The organism is Flavobacterium sp. AED (assembly GCF_000812945.1).
Lineage (GTDB): Bacteria > Bacteroidota > Bacteroidia > Flavobacteriales > Flavobacteriaceae > Flavobacterium.
The window spans coordinates 1,161,093-1,179,334 of the sequence record NZ_JSYM01000001.1 but is presented as its reverse complement, the minus strand read 5'-3'; the positions used below and the strand labels follow the sequence as shown (position 1 = coordinate 1,179,334).

15 protein-coding genes are annotated in these 18,242 nt (G+C 35.1%); 8 read left to right on the top strand and 7 right to left on the bottom strand.

The window, feature by feature from the left end:
- The first annotated feature begins 75 nt into the window (after positions 1-75).
- From OA85_RS05290 to OA85_RS05265, 6 genes are all read left to right on the top strand, one after another.
- Positions 76-1,290, top strand: a complete 1,215-nt coding sequence (locus OA85_RS05290) for an aminotransferase class V-fold PLP-dependent enzyme (RefSeq protein ID WP_039108442.1) — start codon at positions 76-78, stop codon at positions 1,288-1,290.
- Between the two features lie 20 nt (positions 1,291-1,310).
- Positions 1,311-1,745 (top strand): hypothetical protein, encoded by a 435-nt coding sequence (locus OA85_RS05285; RefSeq protein ID WP_039108441.1) that lies wholly within the window; start codon positions 1,311-1,313, stop codon positions 1,743-1,745.
- A 23-nt stretch (positions 1,746-1,768) separates the two neighbouring features.
- Entirely contained in the window at positions 1,769-2,188 is a 420-nt protein-coding gene (locus OA85_RS05280; RefSeq protein ID WP_039108440.1) for a SufE family protein, read from the top strand.
- A 6-nt stretch (positions 2,189-2,194) separates the two neighbouring features.
- Positions 2,195-2,521: an SUF system Fe-S cluster assembly protein gene (locus OA85_RS05275; protein WP_035669120.1), complete on the top strand. Its 327-nt coding sequence runs from the start codon at positions 2,195-2,197 to the stop codon at positions 2,519-2,521.
- A gap of 66 nt (positions 2,522-2,587) precedes the next feature.
- Complete coding sequence (locus tag OA85_RS05270; protein ID WP_039108439.1) at positions 2,588-3,100, top strand: DUF2480 family protein; 513 nt, start codon at positions 2,588-2,590, stop codon at positions 3,098-3,100.
- 51 nt (positions 3,101-3,151) lie between these two features.
- On the top strand, positions 3,152-4,003 hold the full coding sequence (locus OA85_RS05265; RefSeq protein WP_039108438.1) for a DUF3078 domain-containing protein: 852 nt from the start codon (positions 3,152-3,154) through the stop codon (positions 4,001-4,003).
- Between the two features lie 241 nt (positions 4,004-4,244).
- Here OA85_RS05265 and OA85_RS05260 read toward each other — a convergent pair whose 3' ends face one another.
- The 3 genes from OA85_RS05260 to hflX form a co-directional block, all read right to left on the bottom strand.
- Positions 4,245-4,667 (bottom strand): hypothetical protein, encoded by a 423-nt coding sequence (locus tag OA85_RS05260; protein WP_039108437.1) that lies wholly within the window; start codon positions 4,665-4,667, stop codon positions 4,245-4,247.
- Between the two features lie 184 nt (positions 4,668-4,851).
- Positions 4,852-5,514: a hypothetical protein gene (locus tag OA85_RS05255; protein ID WP_039108436.1), complete on the bottom strand. Its 663-nt coding sequence runs from the start codon at positions 5,512-5,514 to the stop codon at positions 4,852-4,854.
- Between the two features lie 355 nt (positions 5,515-5,869).
- Positions 5,870-7,114, bottom strand: a complete 1,245-nt coding sequence (hflX, locus tag OA85_RS05250; RefSeq protein ID WP_039108435.1) for a GTPase HflX — start codon at positions 7,112-7,114, stop codon at positions 5,870-5,872.
- A 471-nt stretch (positions 7,115-7,585) separates the two neighbouring features.
- Here hflX and OA85_RS05245 point away from each other — a divergent pair, with 471 nt between their 5' ends.
- Together OA85_RS05245 and OA85_RS05240 are read left to right on the top strand one after the other, a co-directional pair.
- Entirely contained in the window at positions 7,586-9,232 is a 1,647-nt protein-coding gene (locus OA85_RS05245; RefSeq protein WP_039108434.1) for a DUF6377 domain-containing protein, read from the top strand.
- 314 nt (positions 9,233-9,546) lie between these two features.
- On the top strand, positions 9,547-11,664 hold the full coding sequence (locus tag OA85_RS05240) for a glycoside hydrolase family 97 protein (RefSeq protein ID WP_039108433.1): 2,118 nt from the start codon (positions 9,547-9,549) through the stop codon (positions 11,662-11,664).
- A 72-nt stretch (positions 11,665-11,736) separates the two neighbouring features.
- Here the strand turns inward: OA85_RS05240 and OA85_RS05235 are convergent, their stop codons facing one another.
- From OA85_RS05235 to OA85_RS05220, 4 genes are all read right to left on the bottom strand, one after another.
- Complete coding sequence (locus OA85_RS05235; protein ID WP_039108432.1) at positions 11,737-12,198, bottom strand: FKBP-type peptidyl-prolyl cis-trans isomerase; 462 nt, start codon at positions 12,196-12,198, stop codon at positions 11,737-11,739.
- A gap of 83 nt (positions 12,199-12,281) precedes the next feature.
- Entirely contained in the window at positions 12,282-13,634 is a 1,353-nt protein-coding gene (locus OA85_RS05230) for a DUF5689 domain-containing protein (RefSeq protein ID WP_039109389.1), read from the bottom strand.
- Between the two features lie 19 nt (positions 13,635-13,653).
- Positions 13,654-16,491, bottom strand: coding sequence for a TonB-dependent receptor (locus tag OA85_RS05225; RefSeq protein WP_039108431.1), 2,838 nt, complete (start codon positions 16,489-16,491; stop codon positions 13,654-13,656).
- A gap of 398 nt (positions 16,492-16,889) precedes the next feature.
- Entirely contained in the window at positions 16,890-18,101 is a 1,212-nt protein-coding gene (locus OA85_RS05220) for an MFS transporter (protein ID WP_039108430.1), read from the bottom strand.
- Between the last annotated feature and the right edge of the window lie 141 nt (positions 18,102-18,242).

The window sequence follows — 18,242 nt, the reverse complement described above, 5'->3', positions numbered from 1 at the left end:
GTAAATTGGTTAATTCATGGCTAAAACAATTTAGTTTTTATTACTTTTGTATTTAGAAAAATTCTAAATAAACAAATGTTAGATATAAATAAAATTAGAGCCGACTTCCCGATTCTCTCTCAGAAAGTAAACGGAAAACCATTGGTTTATTTCGACAACGGAGCTACTTCGCAAAAACCACAAGTTGTGATTGATGCAATCTCAAAATATTATCAGGAGATTAATGCTAATATTCATCGTGGTGTTCACACTTTGAGTCAACTGGCGACCGATGCCTATGAAATTTCACGTGGTAAACTTCAAAATCATATCAATGCAAAATTTGCTCACGAAGTGCTTTTCACATCGGGAACAACGCATGGAATTAATTTGGTTGCCAATGGATTTGCTTCGATTTTAAAACCGGGTGATGAAATTTTAGTTTCGGCATTGGAACACCACAGCAATATTGTGCCTTGGCAAATGTTATGTGAGAAAACAGGAGCGACTTTACGCGTAATTCCAATGAATGAGGATGGCGAATTGATTATGTCCGAATATGACACATTACTTTCGGATAAAACAAAGATCGTAACCGTAAATCATATTTCGAATGCTCTTGGAACTGTCAATCCAATTAAATACATGATTGACAAAGCACATGAAGTTGGAGCAGCTGTTTTCATTGACGGCGCACAAGCGGTTCCGCATTTGAAACCAGATGTTCAAGAATTGGATTGTGATTTTTATGCTTTTTCTGGACATAAAATGTGTGGTCCAACAGGAACTGGAATTTTATACGGAAAAGAAGCGTGGTTGAATAAATTACCTCCGTATCAAGGTGGGGGCGAAATGATTAAGGAAGTGACTTTCGAGAAAACTACTTATGCTGAATTGCCTCATAAATTCGAAGCCGGAACACCAAATATTGCAGGAGGAATTGTTCTGGGAACTGCTGTTGATTATATGAACGAAGTTGGTTTTGAAAACATTCAACAACAAGAAAAAGAATTACTGGAACATGCAACGCAACGTTTACTGGAAATTGAAGGTTTGAAGATTTTTGGTACATCGGCAGCAAAAACTTCTGTAGTTTCCTTTAATATTGAAGGAATTCATCCGTATGATATTGGTACGATAATTGACAAATTAGGTATAGCCGTAAGAACAGGGCATCATTGTGCGCAACCAATCATGAATTTCTTTTGTATTCCGGGAACGATACGAGCATCATTTGCTTTTTATAATACCAAAGAAGAAATTGACGTTATGGTTGAAGCCATTAAAAAAGCGCAACTTATGTTGTCTTAAAAATTTAAAATTAGCTACACATGAAAATACTATCTATTTTGTTCTTGACAATTTTTCTTGGAAAAGGGTGTGAAGCCCAAAAAAAACAAGATATTGAAACTGCTGTAATTGAATATGTTGCCAATACCAGAGGTTCTTATCAAAAAATAACGGTGAAGAATCAGATGGTCACTGTTTCAAAAGATAGAAGTGGAAACGACAAACCGGTACCAACAAAAATAGCTGATGCCGACTGGAAAGAACTAGTGGAATGTTTTAAAACAGTGGAATTAGACAGTTTGGCAAAATTAAAAGCACCAACTGAAAAACGTTTTTATGACGGTGCGCCTATTGCCAATTTGAAAATTACCTACAAAGACAAAACGTATGAAACGACTGGTTTTGATCATGGTTTTCCACCAAAAGAAATTAAGAAATTCGTAAATAAAATAACTTCATTCGCTAAAAAAGAATAATACTGAAATAAATTCAGCATACTATGAAAATTAAAGACATACAAGAAGAAATCGTTGATGAGTTTTCTATGTTTGACGACTGGATGGAACGTTATGAATACATCATCGAATTAGGAAAAAATCTTCCTTTGATAAAAGAAGAATTCAAAACAGAAAACAATTTGATTAAAGGTTGCCAATCGAAAGTGTGGTTGCAGGGAGAAAAAAACGACGATAAAATTGTTTTCACGGCTGATAGTGATGCCATTTTGACAAAAGGAATTATCGCTATATTAATTCGTACTTTTTCGAATCAAAAAGCCTCCGATATTCTGGAAGCCGACATGAATTTTATCGACGAAATCGGCTTGAAAGAACATTTATCGCCTACACGCGCCAATGGATTAGTATCCATGATAAAAAATATAAAAATGTATGCTTTGGCATTCAACACGCAAAACTAAATAAAAATGGAAGAAACAATTATAGACACTGCCGAATTAGGAGAATCAATCGTAAAAATATTAAAGACTATTTACGATCCGGAGATTCCTGTAGATATTTACGAATTAGGATTGATTTATGATGTTATGGTCAATACGGATTACGAAGTAAAAATACTGATGACACTTACTTCCCCAAACTGCCCTGTTGCAGAAAGCTTACCAAGAGAAGTAGAAGAAAAAGTAAAATCGATTACCAATGTAAAAGATGCTGAAGTAGAAATTACTTTTGATCCGCCTTGGAGCAAAGATTTAATGAGCGAAGAAGCAAAATTAGAATTGGGAATGTTGTAAAATTTGTTCAAGGTTTAAAGTCTAAGGTTGAGCAACTTTAAACTTTAAACCTTTAAACTTTTCAAAATGGAAGAAATAATAAATAAAGTTGCGAATAGCGTATTGGAAGTCTTCGATCTTGAAGATTATTATCCAAAGGGGATTCGTGCGCAAATAGATATTTCGCAATGGCTTTTGGAAGGTTTTTTATTAAAAGAAAAAGACTTTAGAGAGCAGCTGAAAAATCACGATTGGTCACAATATCAAGATCAATATGTTGCTATTAATTGCAGTACCGATGCTATTGTTCCTGCTTGGGCTTCTATTTTGGTTGCTATTCAATTAGCGCCATTTGCAAAGAAAATCATCAATGGGACATTAGAAGATTTAGACGCTTCTCTTTATGAAGAATTGTTGCCTAAAATTGATTATTCGGTGTATGAAAACAAACCTGTTATTATAAAAGGATGCTCCAGAAAACCGGTTCCAATGCGGGCTTACGTATTAGCAGCACACTACCTACAGCCTTATGCACGAAGTATTATGTATGGCGAAGCTTGCTCTGCCGTTCCATTATATAAAGCGAGTAAAAAAGAGTAGTAGTATTCCGTTTATTTTATACTTTAATAGTAGAATTTAAAAGATATAGACATGAAAAAAACAGCATTTTCTTTACTGTTCCTTTTTGCCATAATTTCAGTTAATGCGCAAGAAGAAACTACAAAAGACACCACAAAACTTTGGACCAAAAAAGGAAATATCTCTTTGCTTCTTAATCAATCCGCTTATAACAAACAATGGCTGGGAGGCGGAACTTCAAACGTTGCGGGGAATTTTGGGTTGAATTATGATTTCAACTATAAAAATGGAGATGTAGTTTGGGATAATAAATTCATTCTGGCTTATGGTCTGAGTAAAATAAAAGGAGCTGAAAAAATAGCCAAAACCGATGATCGTTTAGAACTGAATTCACTTTGGGGTAAAAATGCCCAAGGAGAATGGTACTATTCCATGTTTTTTAATTTCAAAAGCCAAATGGACTCTGGTTTTGATAAAAATAACATCAAAATTTCTCATCTCTTTTCTCCGGCTTATTTTCAAGTTGGACCTGGAATGTGGTGGAAAAAAAACAATCATTTAAGCGTCAATTTTTCTCCTGCAACAGCAAAACTAATTATAGTTCATCCTCATTTTACTGAATTTGGTCCTTCTTTTGGAGTATTACAAGGTGATTCTTCCCGATTTGAATTTGGAGCCAGTATTTCGGGATATTATAAATTCAACATCATGACAAATGTTGGTATTGAAAACAGATTGAATTTATATTCCAATTATTTAGACAAACCGCAAAACATTGATGTCGATTATCAAATGAATGTAATCATGAGAATAAACAAATACTTGTCAGCAAATGTGGCCGTACAAGCAATTTACGATGACAATTCGATTCAAGCCGTTCAAGTAAGAGAAGTATTTGGCTTAGGGGTTAATTACGGTTTCTAAAAAAACGCATTTTTCATAAAAAAGGACCTTTAGAAATTTTCTAAAGGTCCTTTTTGTTTTTATTTGTCTCGTCCAGGAATAGCTCTGTTTTAGCGATCCGCGTTGCAAACGCTATAATTTACCTCTTAATTTAAGTAGGTACTCGTTGCAAACGAGCACCAGAGAACGATTTTCCATGACGAAAATCTTCAAGCTACTAAAGAACCGCTATAAGCCGAAACATCTGTTAACGGCTGTGCCTTTAGTATGTTGTTTCCCAAGACACTTCTGTACTTTCTTTTGGATTCCAACTTTTAAGGAGTTGCCCAAATTTATTTAAAGAAGCAGGAAGTGTTTTTATAAAAAACTCTGCTTTAATTAAATCTGAGTCACCTAAATGGTTGTCGAGTTTTATATGTATAATTGATCTGCCATCAGATTCACAACTAATTTTTAAAGCCAAGTAATAAGCCCATTTTTCAGAATCTTCTCCAACCTCGAACGTAATAGTATCATTAACATCTATTGGAAAAGACTCAAGTTTTAAAGCAAATTCAGTAAAACAATCAATGTAATGATAGAATTCAAATGGGGACGAAATTAATCCATTATCGAAAAATATTCTAAATTTTGTAAAATCATTTTCGTCGATATCTAAAGCTTTTATTTTAATATTTGAGTTCATTGAATTGTCTATTTAGTTTTGGAATTGCCGTTAAAACTTTGGACTACAGATGGTTTTGGACTAAATCAAGCCCTATATTCAGATTTTCCAAATCTTCCAAATACAAAGCCAATTTCAAATTAAGCCTAATACCCAAATTGCTTGTAGCGTGTGTTGGTGGTTGGTTGTTTAGTTCCTTTAGCGCTTATTTATTCCTGTTTTTTGCGCTATAATAACCAGCCCAAAGAGAAATTAATGGAAAAATAGCAGTAATAAATTTTAAAGAAAATCCTTTTCCAACATAGAAACCATAAACAACAATTATTGCTACAAATATGGTCATTATTATTAAGAATGGATAAATCCAAACTCTTTCAAAAAATGATTTTTTTCTAATTATGCTTGTATTATTTAGTTTTTTAAAATTCTCGAGTTTGATTTCTAAATCATAGCTGAACTTATCAAATTCTAAAGTATTACAATAATTAGAATTTGAGAACATTTTAAATTTTTCTCCATTTAAAAGTTTCATTTGCAATAATGTTCCATTATAAGTTTGGACTAAATAATTTTGAATGTTGCTAAAATCAATTTCTTTAATGCTGTTTTCATAAATAAATTGGACTTTATTTTCATCTAATTTCGCAGAACCTATTTTTTTGATATTCTTTCGGTTTAGCCAAAAAATTAAAAAAGGAATTCCAATAATAAACATAATAAATACTAGTAAAAAATATGTTCCTGATAGTTTGACTATTTTTGAAAGACCAATTATTCCAAAAAATAAACCAAAACCAATTCCAAAGCAAATTAAAAATAATTTAGTTGCGTATTTTTGATTAGAGTATTCAAAATTATATTCTTTCATTTTTCTATTTTTTATGCAGTTTTTATTCAACTAACCGCCAACTAGTATATAGTACTGACGACATCAGACATATCACCCCTAAATTGAGTAAATATGTCTGATAAACGTAAGACTTTATTTATTATCAAATATATTGATTTTTTCTTACAAATAGTCTAAAACCCAGAATAGCAATTATATCCCCAGAGCCCGCATGAAGGACGGTAGCGGAAATCCTTTTATGTAGCATAGCGAAATAAAAGATTTTAGCGCAGAGCCTGACGTAGCTGTAACACAGAGGAAGCTGAGACATGCCCAAAAAAAATCCCTCTTGAAAATATCAAAAGGGATGGTAAGCTTTATATTTTTGGAGAAATTAATCGATTTCTTCTTTTTCTTCTTTCTCCACAGCATCTTTATAATCGGGATATAAAAACTTATTGTATGGAAAACGGGTGATGTGAATTTGTCTTACGGCTTCGTAAACGCGTTCTCTAAATTCCTCGAAATTTTCTTTGTTTGTTGCCGAAATAAACAAGGCATTTTGCTCGCCTACTCGGCTCATCCAAGTCGATTTCCATTCTTCCAAAGTGAAATGTCTTGGTGTTTTTTCGGTCATTAAATCGTCTTCATCAATAGTCAGCGGTTTGTAGGCATCAATTTTATTGAAAACCATAATTACCGGTTTGTCATTTGCTTTGATGTCCAATAAAGTTTGATTTACCGATGCGATATGATCTTCAAATTCAGGATGCGAAATATCCACCACATGCAATAACAAATCGGCTTCACGAACCTCATCCAGCGTACTTTTGAAAGAATCAACCAATTGTGTTGGTAATTTTCGAATAAAACCTACGGTATCCGAAAGCAAGAAAGGCAAGTTTTTAATCACTACTTTTCGAACGGTGGTATCCAAAGTCGCAAAAAGTTTATTTTCTACAAAAACATCACTTTTCCCAACGGCATTCATCAAGGTTGATTTTCCCACATTAGTATATCCTACCAAAGCCACACGAACCATAGCGCCACGATTGCCACGTTGCACGCCCATTTGCTTGTCGATGGTTTTTATTTTCTCCTTCAATAAAGCAATTCGGTCACGAACAATACGTCTGTCGGTTTCAATCTCGGTTTCCCCAGGTCCACGCATTCCAATTCCCCCTTTTTGACGTTCAAGGTGCGTCCACATTCCGGAAAGTCTTGGTAATAAATACTGGCATTGCGCTAATTCCACTTGCGTTCTTGCATACGAAGTTTCGGCACGTTGCGCAAAAATATCAAGGATAAGGTGCGTTCTATCGAGGATTTTACATTCCTCAATTATTTTAGAAATATTTTTTTGTTGTGAAGGCGATAATTCATCATCAAATACCAAAGTCGAGATATCATTTTCTTTTACAAATTGATGAATCTCTTCGATTTTTCCAGTTCCAACAAAAGTCTTGGGATTTGGGCGTTCCATTTTTTGCGAAAAACGTTTTACCACTTGGCCCCCAGCGGTAAAGGTCAAAAATTCTAATTCGTCAAGATATTCGTTTAGTTTCTCTTCACTTTGATTTTGAGTTACAATACCAACTATAGCCGTTTTTTCGAAATTTATTACTTCTTTTTCTAACATGTCTTTGAATAAGCTACAAATTTAATGATTTGTCAGGGACTTATGTAATTATGGGTTTATAAAAAAGTCAGAAGGTGTGAATAATGATAGTTTTTTGGTCGAGCTGGAAATTAGACTAAAGAAAAAAGCATTGTCAACCGTAAGCAGATGAAATAGGTTCGCTAAAGCGAAATACTGATAAAAAACAAATTTTCTACAAAACTAATCTGCTGAATCTGCAAAATCTACGTGAAAAATTTTAGCACGCAGATTCAGCAGATTTTATAGTGCCGTAGTACTATTTCGAATTCTTAATACCAACCATTTGAAAAGAGTTAGATAGAATTATACAAATCACCACAAATTAGTCTTTAATTTAAAAAAATTAGGGAAAATTCGTAGCTAAAAAATAACTCTCACGCTTTTGCACTGCGCACTTTAGGAGTTAATTTGGATTTTTAATTATTTTTACATGAATTTAATCCCATTTGAATGAATCGATTTTTGACATTACTTATTGCATCGCTATTTCCTGTTCTTCTTTTTGGGCAAAATAATTTTGATTCACTGTTGGATGAATTGGATAAAACTGTAACTGATTACCAATTGTATTCGAATAAAAAAGAGACTGAAATAAACAAACTCAAAGGACTGCTACAATACACTGTCGCTGATCTTCAAAAATATGCCATTTACGGAAAATTGTATTCGGAATATAAATTATATCAGTCGGACTCGGCATTGATTTACGCCCGAAAAAGTTTTCAAATAGCCGAAAAGCTGAATGATGCCCGAAAGCTAAATGATGCCCAATTAAATCTGGCTTCCATCATGGGAACATTAGGAATGTACAAAGAAGCGACTGACATCCTTAATACCATCAACATCAATACAACTCCCGACCTAAAAGGATATTATTTTACCGTAAACAGTGTGGTTTATGGATATATGTCTGATTATGCGGCTTCACCTCAGGAAAAAGAAAGATATATTCTGTTAACCAAAAAGTACCGTGATTCCTCCTTAAATTTTTATCCAACGCAATCAAGTGCTTATATTATGGCGAAGTCCAGCACGCTTATTGACGCTGGAAAACTCAATGAGACACTGCATTTATTGCTGAACTATTTTCCGAATATTGCTCCTAATAGTCCTGATAAAGCTGTCATTGCCTATATTATTTCGCAGGCATATCGCGAAAAAAAGGACCATGTACAGGAGAAAAAATGGTTGACAATTTCTGCTATTTCTGATTTGCAGTTGGCCAAAAAGGAATATATTTCGTTGCGTTCTTTGGCTTTTCTAATGTATGAAAATGGAGATATTGACCGCGCTTATAAATATATAAAACGTTCCCTCGAAGATGCCCTTTTTTGCAATGCGCGTTTAAGGACGTATGAAATCTCTAAGATGCTGCCCATCATTAACGAGGCGTATCAAAAACAAAATGAAACCAACCGACTCCAATTAATGCTATTTTTGATAAGTGCCAGTATACTATCGGTGTTCTTGTTGGCGGTGCTTTTTTTACTTTTTAAGCAAATGAAAAAATTGTCCAAAGCAAAACAGGATTTAAGTTTGGCCAACACCAAGCTTTCTGAACTGAATGCCGAATTAAATACATTTATTGAGAAATTGAATGAGACCAATTATACGCTGACCGAAGCCAATCTTTTGAAAGAAATATACATTGGCCGTTACATGGACCAGTGTTCTGATTACATTGGCAAATTAGACGAATACCGCCGAAAATTGAATGTTATGGCGACTACGGGGAAAATGAACGACTTGATCAGTGCCGTAAAATCGAAACAGTTTATCGAAAATGAGCTCGCAGCATTTTATACTAATTTCGACAAAACATTCTTGCAACTCTTTCCTGATTTTATCGAAGAGTTTAAAGCTTTATTGATTGATGATGAAGCAACACAATTAAAGGACGGTGAACTGCTGAATACGGAATTGAGAATCTTTGCCCTGATTCGTTTGGGCATCAAGGATAGCGCAAAAATTTCAATATTTCTTCGCTATTCTGTATCCACTATTTACAATTACCGTTCACAACTCAAAAACAAAGCAGCAGGTCCACGGGAAGAATTTGAAGCAAAAGTAATGCGTATAGGTACCAATTTAAAATAGAAAAAATCTGTTTTTTAAGGAGGTCTTCCAGGTTAAAACAATCTGGAAGACCTCTTTTTTATTATAAATACACTACTTTTTTTAAACAATAAATTTATTTAATAGTCAGTTATTCAGTATATTGCATTTTAAAAATAGAAACACAATCTACTTTTTTAGAATGATGAAAATATGTAGCGCATAAAGCGTTTACTTTTACTTTCTCGAAATTCGGAATTGGGATTAAAACTTTGTCTTTTTCAATAAATCGATTTCGTGAAAATCACATTCTATTACCGAACCTGAAAAATTAATTATTAAATTCTATTTAAAAAATGAAGCAATTTCTTTTTACAGCCTTACTTTGGCTCGCTTTTTTTAACACTGCAAATGCACAGCAGTTAAAATCACCGAATGAAAAATTTGTAATGACCTTTTCATTACAAAATGACGGAACACCTAGTTACAGTTTAAATTACAAAGGCAAAGCAGTTGTAAAACCAAGTAAATTAGGTCTTGAGCTAAAAAATGATAAAAAATCATTGTTAAATGATTTTACTGTTATCGATACTAAAACATCCACTTTTGATGAAAACTGGAAACCAGTTTGGGGAGAAGTTGCCTCAATTCGCAATCATTATAACGAATTGGCCGTTACCTTAAATCAAAAAGAAACCGACAGACAAATTGTTATTCGTTTTCGTTTGTTTGACGATGGTCTAGGATTCCGTTATGAGTTTCCTTCGCAAAAGAACCTTACTTATTTTGTAATCAAAGAAGAAAGAACCCAATTTGCAATGACAGGAGATCATACCGCTTTTTGGATTCCTGGTGATTATGACACACAAGAATATGATTACACCACCTCAAAATTATCTGAAATTAGAGGCTTGTCAGAAAAAGCAACTACTGCAAATGTTTCTCAAAGGTCTTTTTCTACAACAGGAGTTCAGACTTCGCTTATGCTAAAAACTGGGGACGGTTTATATATCAATTTACACGAAGCAGCCTTAATTAATTATTCTTGTATGCATTTGAATCTGGATGATAAAAATATGGTATTCGAATCTTGGTTAACACCAGATGCAAAAGGAGACAAAGGATATATGCAAGCTCCAAGTCATTCGCCTTGGCGTACGATAATCGTTAGTGATGACGCAAGAGAAATTCTGGCTTCAAAAATGACATTAAACCTGAATGACCCTAGTAAAATCGAAGATACTTCATGGATAAAACCAGTTAAATATGTGGGTGTTTGGTGGGAAATGATTACTGGAAAAAGCTCATGGGCGTACACTGATGAATTTCCAACGGTACAACTTGGCGTTACTGATTTTGCAAAAGCAAAACCAAATGGCAAACACGGAGCGAATAACACCAATGTGAAAAAATATATCGATTTTGCAGCCAAAAACGGTTTTGATGCGGTTTTGGTCGAAGGTTGGAATGAAGGTTGGGAAGACTGGTTTGGACATTCAAAAGATTATGTTTTTGATTTTCTAACTCCGTATCCGGATTTTGATGTTAAAGGCTTACATGAATATGCAAAATCAAAAGGAATTAAGATGATTATGCACCATGAAACTTCTGGATCTGTTCGTAACTATGAGCGTCATATGGACAAAGCCTATCAGTTTATGAAAGACAATGGGTATGATGCCGTGAAAAGTGGTTATGTAGGTGATATTTTGCCAAGAGGTGAAAATCATTACAGCCAATGGATTGTCAATCATTATCAATATGCTGTCGAAAAAGCAGCTGAGTATAAAATCATGGTCAATGCTCACGAAGCTATTCGTCCAACAGGTATTTGCAGAACGTATCCAAATTTAATTGGTAACGAAGCCGCAAGAGGAACCGAATATCAAGCTTTTGGTGGTTCTAAACCAAACCACGTAACGGTATTGCCTTTTACCCGTTTAGTAGGCGGACCTATGGATTATACTCCGGGTATCTTTGAAATGGATTTAAGCAAAATCAATCCTGATAATCATTCCCATGTGAACAGCACATTAGCAAATCAGCTGGCTTTGTATGTAACTATGTACAGTCCGTTGCAGATGGCAGCCGATTTACCTGAAAATTATGACCGATTTGCTGATGCATTCCAGTTTATTAAAGATGTAGCGGTAGATTGGACAGACAGTAAATACCTAGAAGCGGAACCAGGTCAATATGTTACTGTTGCGCGTAAAGCAAAAGTGACCAACAATTGGTTCATTGGTAATGTAAACGGAGAAACGCCTCGTACTTCAGCTATCAAATTTGATTTCTTGGAAAAAGGAAAAACGTATGTAGCCACCATTTATGCAGATGCTAAAGACGCACATTATAAAACAAATCCGCAAGCTTATACAATTCGTAAAATGACGGTGACCAACAAATCAAAACTGGCGCAGTTGAGTGCTCCGGGTGGAGGTTATGCGATAAGTATAGTTGAAATCAAAAAATAATTAAGTATAAAAGGCTGTCCGAAAAGACAGCCTTTTTATTTTGGTGTTATTTAGGAAAGAAAAACAAATGGCCTAATTCACTGAAATTAATTTAACTTCAAAAACAAGTACAGAACCACCAGGAATAGGACCACTATCATTACTTCCATAACCTAAGTGAGCCGGAATTAAAAGGATACCACTTCCTTCTGCTTTAAAGTAAGGGATTCCTTCTGTCCAACCTTTTATCACTTGATTCAATCCAAATGAAATTCCTTCGGCTTTACTTTCATCAAATACATTTCCGTTTGTAAAATAACCTTTATAAGCCACTGTTACATTAGACGTTGCGGTAGGTTGAGTTCCAGTACCGGCTTCATTAACCACATAATACAATCCTGAATCGGTTCTTGTAGCAGTTAAATGATTTTTGGCGACATAATCAACAATTTCTTTTTCATTTTGAACTGTATAATCAACAGGTTTAGATGTTCCAGCATCTGATAAGCAAGAAACAAATAGTATAGAAACTAATGCTAATAAAATAGATTTCATAAATTTTAATTTAATTTTTAAGATTGCAAATATATAAAACACACGCTACATAAATTGTGTTTTTCTCTGCTATGTGGCCAATATTAATTTCCAAAGATCTGCACATCATCCACTTGAAAAGCACCGTCCAAAGCCAGATTTTTTCCGGAACCTGTATATTTGAAAGCAATATTTATTTTGCCTTTATAGGAGGATAAATCTATTCCTCCACTTCCTACAAATTGATACCAAGGCGTGGCTTGTTTTGGTAATTTCGCCAAAATGGGAACCCAAGTTGCGGTAGCCACATTCAATCCGTCAAAATTAGTGGAAACATAAACTTCCAAAGAATTCAATTGGGAATCAACATCTAAATGATGTTGGGCAGCCCTGAAAGTTAAGATTTCATTAGTGTGCTTGTCCATATCTATTTTTGGGGAAATCAACCAAGCTACATTCGAAACTACCTTTGCGCCTGAAATATTAAATTCGGCATAACCATTTCCGGAATATACTGTCCCTTTCCAGGAAATCGCTCCCTTTTGAACAATATTTGCCCATCCCGGAAGACTCAAATTTGATTTATCAATAACCGTTTCAAAATCTTGAGAGAAAAAAGGAGCTGCTCTAGTTCCAGTCATCACAACATCTTTCTCGGAGCGCGGTAATAGTTGATAGTCCGTTCCATATTTTGTTAAAACCCCTCTTACTTTTCCACTTCCATTTGGAACTATACTACTCGAAAAATCAGCGAAACTACTGGTTCTAAAATACACTTGATTCCCTAATTTATCCATCAAACCCCAATTGGTTGCGCCACCCACATTATTGGTTTCCTCAAAATAATGGCGACCAATAGCATCCGCTGTAAACTGAACATCCGATAATTCGACCAACATATTCAAATTAGAATCATTCAATAGATCCTCCATCGAAATTGTCTTTACTAGAAGTTCCTCCTTTACGGTTGTGCAAGAGGCATTCAACACTTTTTTATACTCATTTTGGGAAAGTCGCCCCACTCCTCCTTCATTGTAAGAATTAACAAAAATGCTTCCTATGCGCAGGCCTCCAAACGAAATATCAGTGTATTGGTCTTTTAGTTTTAAATATACTTTATTGCCTAATCTGTAATCAATATACAAGTTTGTAGCATCTACTGGAACACTAAACCCTATAGCTGGCGTTGTGGCTGTTGCCAAAGTTTGAAAGGAAATGGACTTAAAAAAATTACCCGATTCATCGCTGGAAACAACGTACGCTTCTATGATATCGTCGTACTTGTATTGGCTTACAATTGCATTGGCATTTTCCCGAACTTCTGCAACAGTCCGGTTTACAGTTAAATCAGGTTGGGCACACATTAGTTTTGGAATAGCTACTTCATCGTTTACGCAACTGGTAAAAGCAATTGCTATTACTATAGAAAAAAATAGATTATTGAAAGTTGTTTTCATTATGTTTCTGTTTTCAAATTTATAAATTGATGGAAAGATTGACGAAATAAGTCCTCCCGTACCCGTAAAAATATTTGTTGCCAAAAGATGGTGTTCCACTGGAAACATCCTGATTGCGTTGCCTGAAATTGGCATTTCTTGCCTGTTCATAACCGCCTGTTTTGTAAGTAACATCGAGCACATTATTGATGCTGGCAAAAAGACCTACATACTTACTGAAAACTCGCCATGATTTACCGCCAACTATATTTAATAATGTTGTTGGAGCAAATTTTTCCTGTTGCAATAATTCCTTGCCTCTTTCTTCGGTGGCTTCCGGAAAGGAAAATCCACTGGCAGGATTGATAAAAAAGTGATCTGTTCTGGCAATGGGAGAGACATCAATATAACTGTTTGTTAAATAATTAATATTAACACCAATCCACCAAAACTTAGGATCTCGATATTCAATTCCCAACGAATACGCTTGTTGCGGCGAACCCGGTTGTTTGTAGTTTTTTAATGCTGCGGTTCCAAAATCAAAAACAGGGTTCGTATTTTCTATTGACGCTTCGGCATCATTAGTCACCATTACATTTGGATTGCTGTCGTAGGTATATTCTCCAAAAGCCGCGGAAAAAGTGGTTTTCAATGTTGGGTTTATCTGATATTCTAAACTTAATTCCGTACCTAGATTTTTCTTGTTCAAATGCGTCAGCGTCTGGCTCACAAAAGCACTCGTGTTATTATACCCCGCACCATCATCAAAAATTCCTTCGGCATAAAAGAAAGAAGTTTGTGTGGCATCTTTTATCAACGTATAAAAAGCGGTAAGTCGGGCTTTTAATTTTGGAGAACGATACACATAACTGACATCCAGACTGCTTATGTTCTCGTTTTTTAAATCATCAACAATCCTATTATTTAATCGGGAATTAGGGAAAGTATTTCTGATTGTTGGGGCTTTCGTCAAGTGCGCTCCGTTAAAAATCAACAATTGTTTTCCAGATATTTTGTAGGTTAATCCTCCTTTAAACCCGAAATTTTCGAATGTTGCTTTCTCACTTTTTCCAAAGGAATTGGTTTCGTAAATCCCGTTTCTGTACAAACCTTCCCTTTGATAATTGGTGCTTGAGAAACTTTGAGCCAGATAAAAATCGACTTTGTTATACGAGAATTTGAATTGGGTGAACGCATCGAGCGTATGGGCAACATAATTATAATTGTATCCGTATTCGTCACCAACAACCACTTGACGGTTTGGATTATTCAAGTCTGATTGAGATTGGTTTCCGTTATAAAAGCCATCAATATCTTCAAAATAAGCACCACCCAATAAATCCAAAAGCTTTTGATAATTGTGTGATTTCAAGTTTTTGAAAGAAGCTCCAGCATTCAAAATAACATTTTCCGTGAGTTGTGTATTGAAAGTAGAAGTCGCCACGATTGTTTTATCATCGGTTCGATCTTCATACAAAACATACTTGCTTTTAGAAGGTTCGTAACCTGAAATTGTTCCATTTGCATCTACAATCGGATTTTGATTCGCTTGGTACATCCCATTCCAATCCATTTGCTGATTGGCTAAAAACTGTTCTTTGCTTTTCTTCGCATTCTCTAAATCTGGTGTGAATTCTCCTGAAAATTCCCCGTTATCTGAATCGTAATGCGAACTGTAATAACTTGGCAGTTTTCTATAGTAAGTCGGATCTGGGCTATTGGCATTTTGATAATCGATGTTGCTGTTCCCAATTTTTCCAAATTGATACATCAAACTGGAATTCAAATTTGTATGATCGTTTATTTTAAAAAAATGGGTTAGCATCACAATCGGTTCTTCGATGGTTTTCATTCTTGAATTTCTCTTATTCCCATCTTGAAAACCCCAATAGGAATTGTATTTTCCGTTTGTTAATTGGGAAACTTCGGTGGTATTTGGGGAATTTTTCCCTCGTGAATTTGGAGTATAAAAAGCCGTAAAGTTTAAGGAATGATTCTCGTTCAGTTTTTTCTCCACACTTATAAAGGCGGAACTGGCATCGTAATTTGTTCCTTCAAAATAGCCTTCCTGTGCCCATCGCTTTCCAGCCGAAACTACAAATGCCCAGCCTCGTGCATTCATACCGGAAGCATACGTTCCCATCATGCGCCAACTGTAATTAGTATTGGTGCCAGAAAATGAAATTCGGGTGCCGGGTCTGTAAATGGAAGCACGGGTATTGATTTCCTGAGTCCCTAATATTCCGCCAAAAGTATAATCAGAAGGAGCAGTTCCTATGGAAAATTCCTGATTTCGGAGCGCATCGTTCAGTCCGCCCCAATCGCCCCATTGCGGTCTACTATCGTACAATTTATTCATGGAAACACCATTAATCATCATCGTGGAATGCTCGCTATCCAACCCTCGAATCCTAAAACGAGCTTGTCCCCAATTGAAAGCCGCCGCTTGCTGAAAAGCATCTTTGGAGGATTGCAAAAGCCCTGAAGTGCTTTCGGAGCCACTGTTGTCATCACTTAAATCACTTTCGGAAAGTGCAATTAAACCGGTTTGTTGTTCTGAACTTTGGTCATCTTCTAATAATATGGTGTCTAAATCGAGTAGTTGTCCCGCTATGATTTCAACTGGAAATAAGGCGTCTTTATACCCCTGACTGTGAAATAAAACTAATTGTTCTCCTGCGGGAACAGTGCTAAACCTAAACTTTCCGTCAACTGTTGTCAGCTGCATTAAATTTGTGTTTTGAATGGTAACTACAACAGATGCTAATGGTTGCTGGGTTTTGGAATCGATAATTTTTCCAGAAATGCCTGTTTCTTGCTGTGCAAAAGCAAAAGGTATTACAACAAAAAAGAAGAGAATTAGGGTAATTTTTTTCATAAGCACATTATGTCTTTTATAAGCGAATGAGAATACGCCAATGAATAAAGATTCTTTATCCCAAAAAGAGATAAAGAATAAAATAATGGTAAAATGTTTTTGGAAATTAGAATTTGATACCGAATGAAATTCTGCTGAAAGGCGTGGTGTTTAGAATTTCTAATTGTAAATATAAGAAAAAAACTATAAAAATATATTTTTTAATAAAATAAATCTTATGTTTTTAAAAAACTATTTTACATACTTATCTCCTTGCAAAAGTCCTAAGAAATTAAAAACGGGATTAGTAGCCCCGATGGGAGCAAGTATCCTTTTTTCTCGTTTTTTACGAGACAAAAGATACTGTGTACAGCGGGTGTGAACGCTTATGAAAAACGAGAAGTTGTGCTCCTAAAAATCTATTGAATTGCCTTGATTCTGGAAACCATGAATGCAATTAAAAAACCAAAAACACCTATAAAGGCAAATGAAAATCGCAAGCTGGACAATTCTGCAATATATCCTATAACGGGAGGACCCATTAAAAATCCAAGAAAACTTACGCTTGAAACGATTGTTAAAGCTTCACCAGGAGGTACCGTTGGGTTTTTCCCTGCAATGCTGTATAAGGTAGGAACAATGGTGGAAACCCCAAGTCCAACAAACATAAATGCAATAGTTGACGGTATTATATATGGAAAAAATACTGAGGTAAATAATCCCAGTGAAATAATAATTCCGCTGATTTGCATTACTGGTTTTCTTCCAAATTTATGTATCAGGCCATCACCAAAAAATCGTCCTCCAGCCATCATTATCATAAAAGAAGTATAGCCTAAAATAACCAATGGTCCGGGTGCTTTGATGACATCTTTGAAATAAACACCGCTCCAGTCAAACATAACCCCTTCGCTGGCCATGCAGCAAAAACCAATTATACCCAGCCAAATTAAGGCACTGTCCGGTTTTGTAAATAATTTTTTCTTTTCGGTTTTGATGATTTCTTTGGCTTTTATCAGGAATTTATAATTAAAAGCAATCATCAAAAGTACAATACCGGCTACTATTAAAAAATGTTCATACGGCGTTAGTTCCAGTGCTAACATTCCTAAACCAACTAATGCGCCAGTAAATCCTGCAAAACTCCACATCCCGTGAAAAGAAGACATAATGGTTTTCTTGAAAAGTTCTTCGGTATAAACACCTTGTGTATTTACTGCTATGTTTGCCAAATTTCCAAATATCCCAAATACAAATAATCCAAGTGATAATTGCCAAGCCTGAGCAGCCAGTCCAAGATTTGTTAAACTAAAAACGTAAAATAATAGTGATAGTATAAGGATGCGATGACTCCCGAAACGGGTGACTAATTTTCCGGAAAAAGGCATAACCACCAATTGTCCTAATGGAACTGCAAATAATATTGACCCTAATTCTCCTGAACTTAAATGCAATGCTGTTTTAATATCCGGGATTCTACTTGCCCAAGTGGCAAAACACAATCCCATTCCAAAATAAAACATAGATACTGCCCATCGAATTCTATTTAAATAAGAAATCTTGGCATCTTTATACGTTTTTTTGAATTTTGCTTTGGTTCTGAACCTGCCTAAAAAGTTTAAATCTATCAAAAGGATTTGATTTTAGAGTTTTATACCGTCAAAAGTACAAAAAGCAATCGTTCATTACCTCTAAACAACGCATCCCGTCAAAAATATATCGTTATTGTTTATAAAAAAGGAGGGGATTTAGTACAACTTAAAAAGTGATAA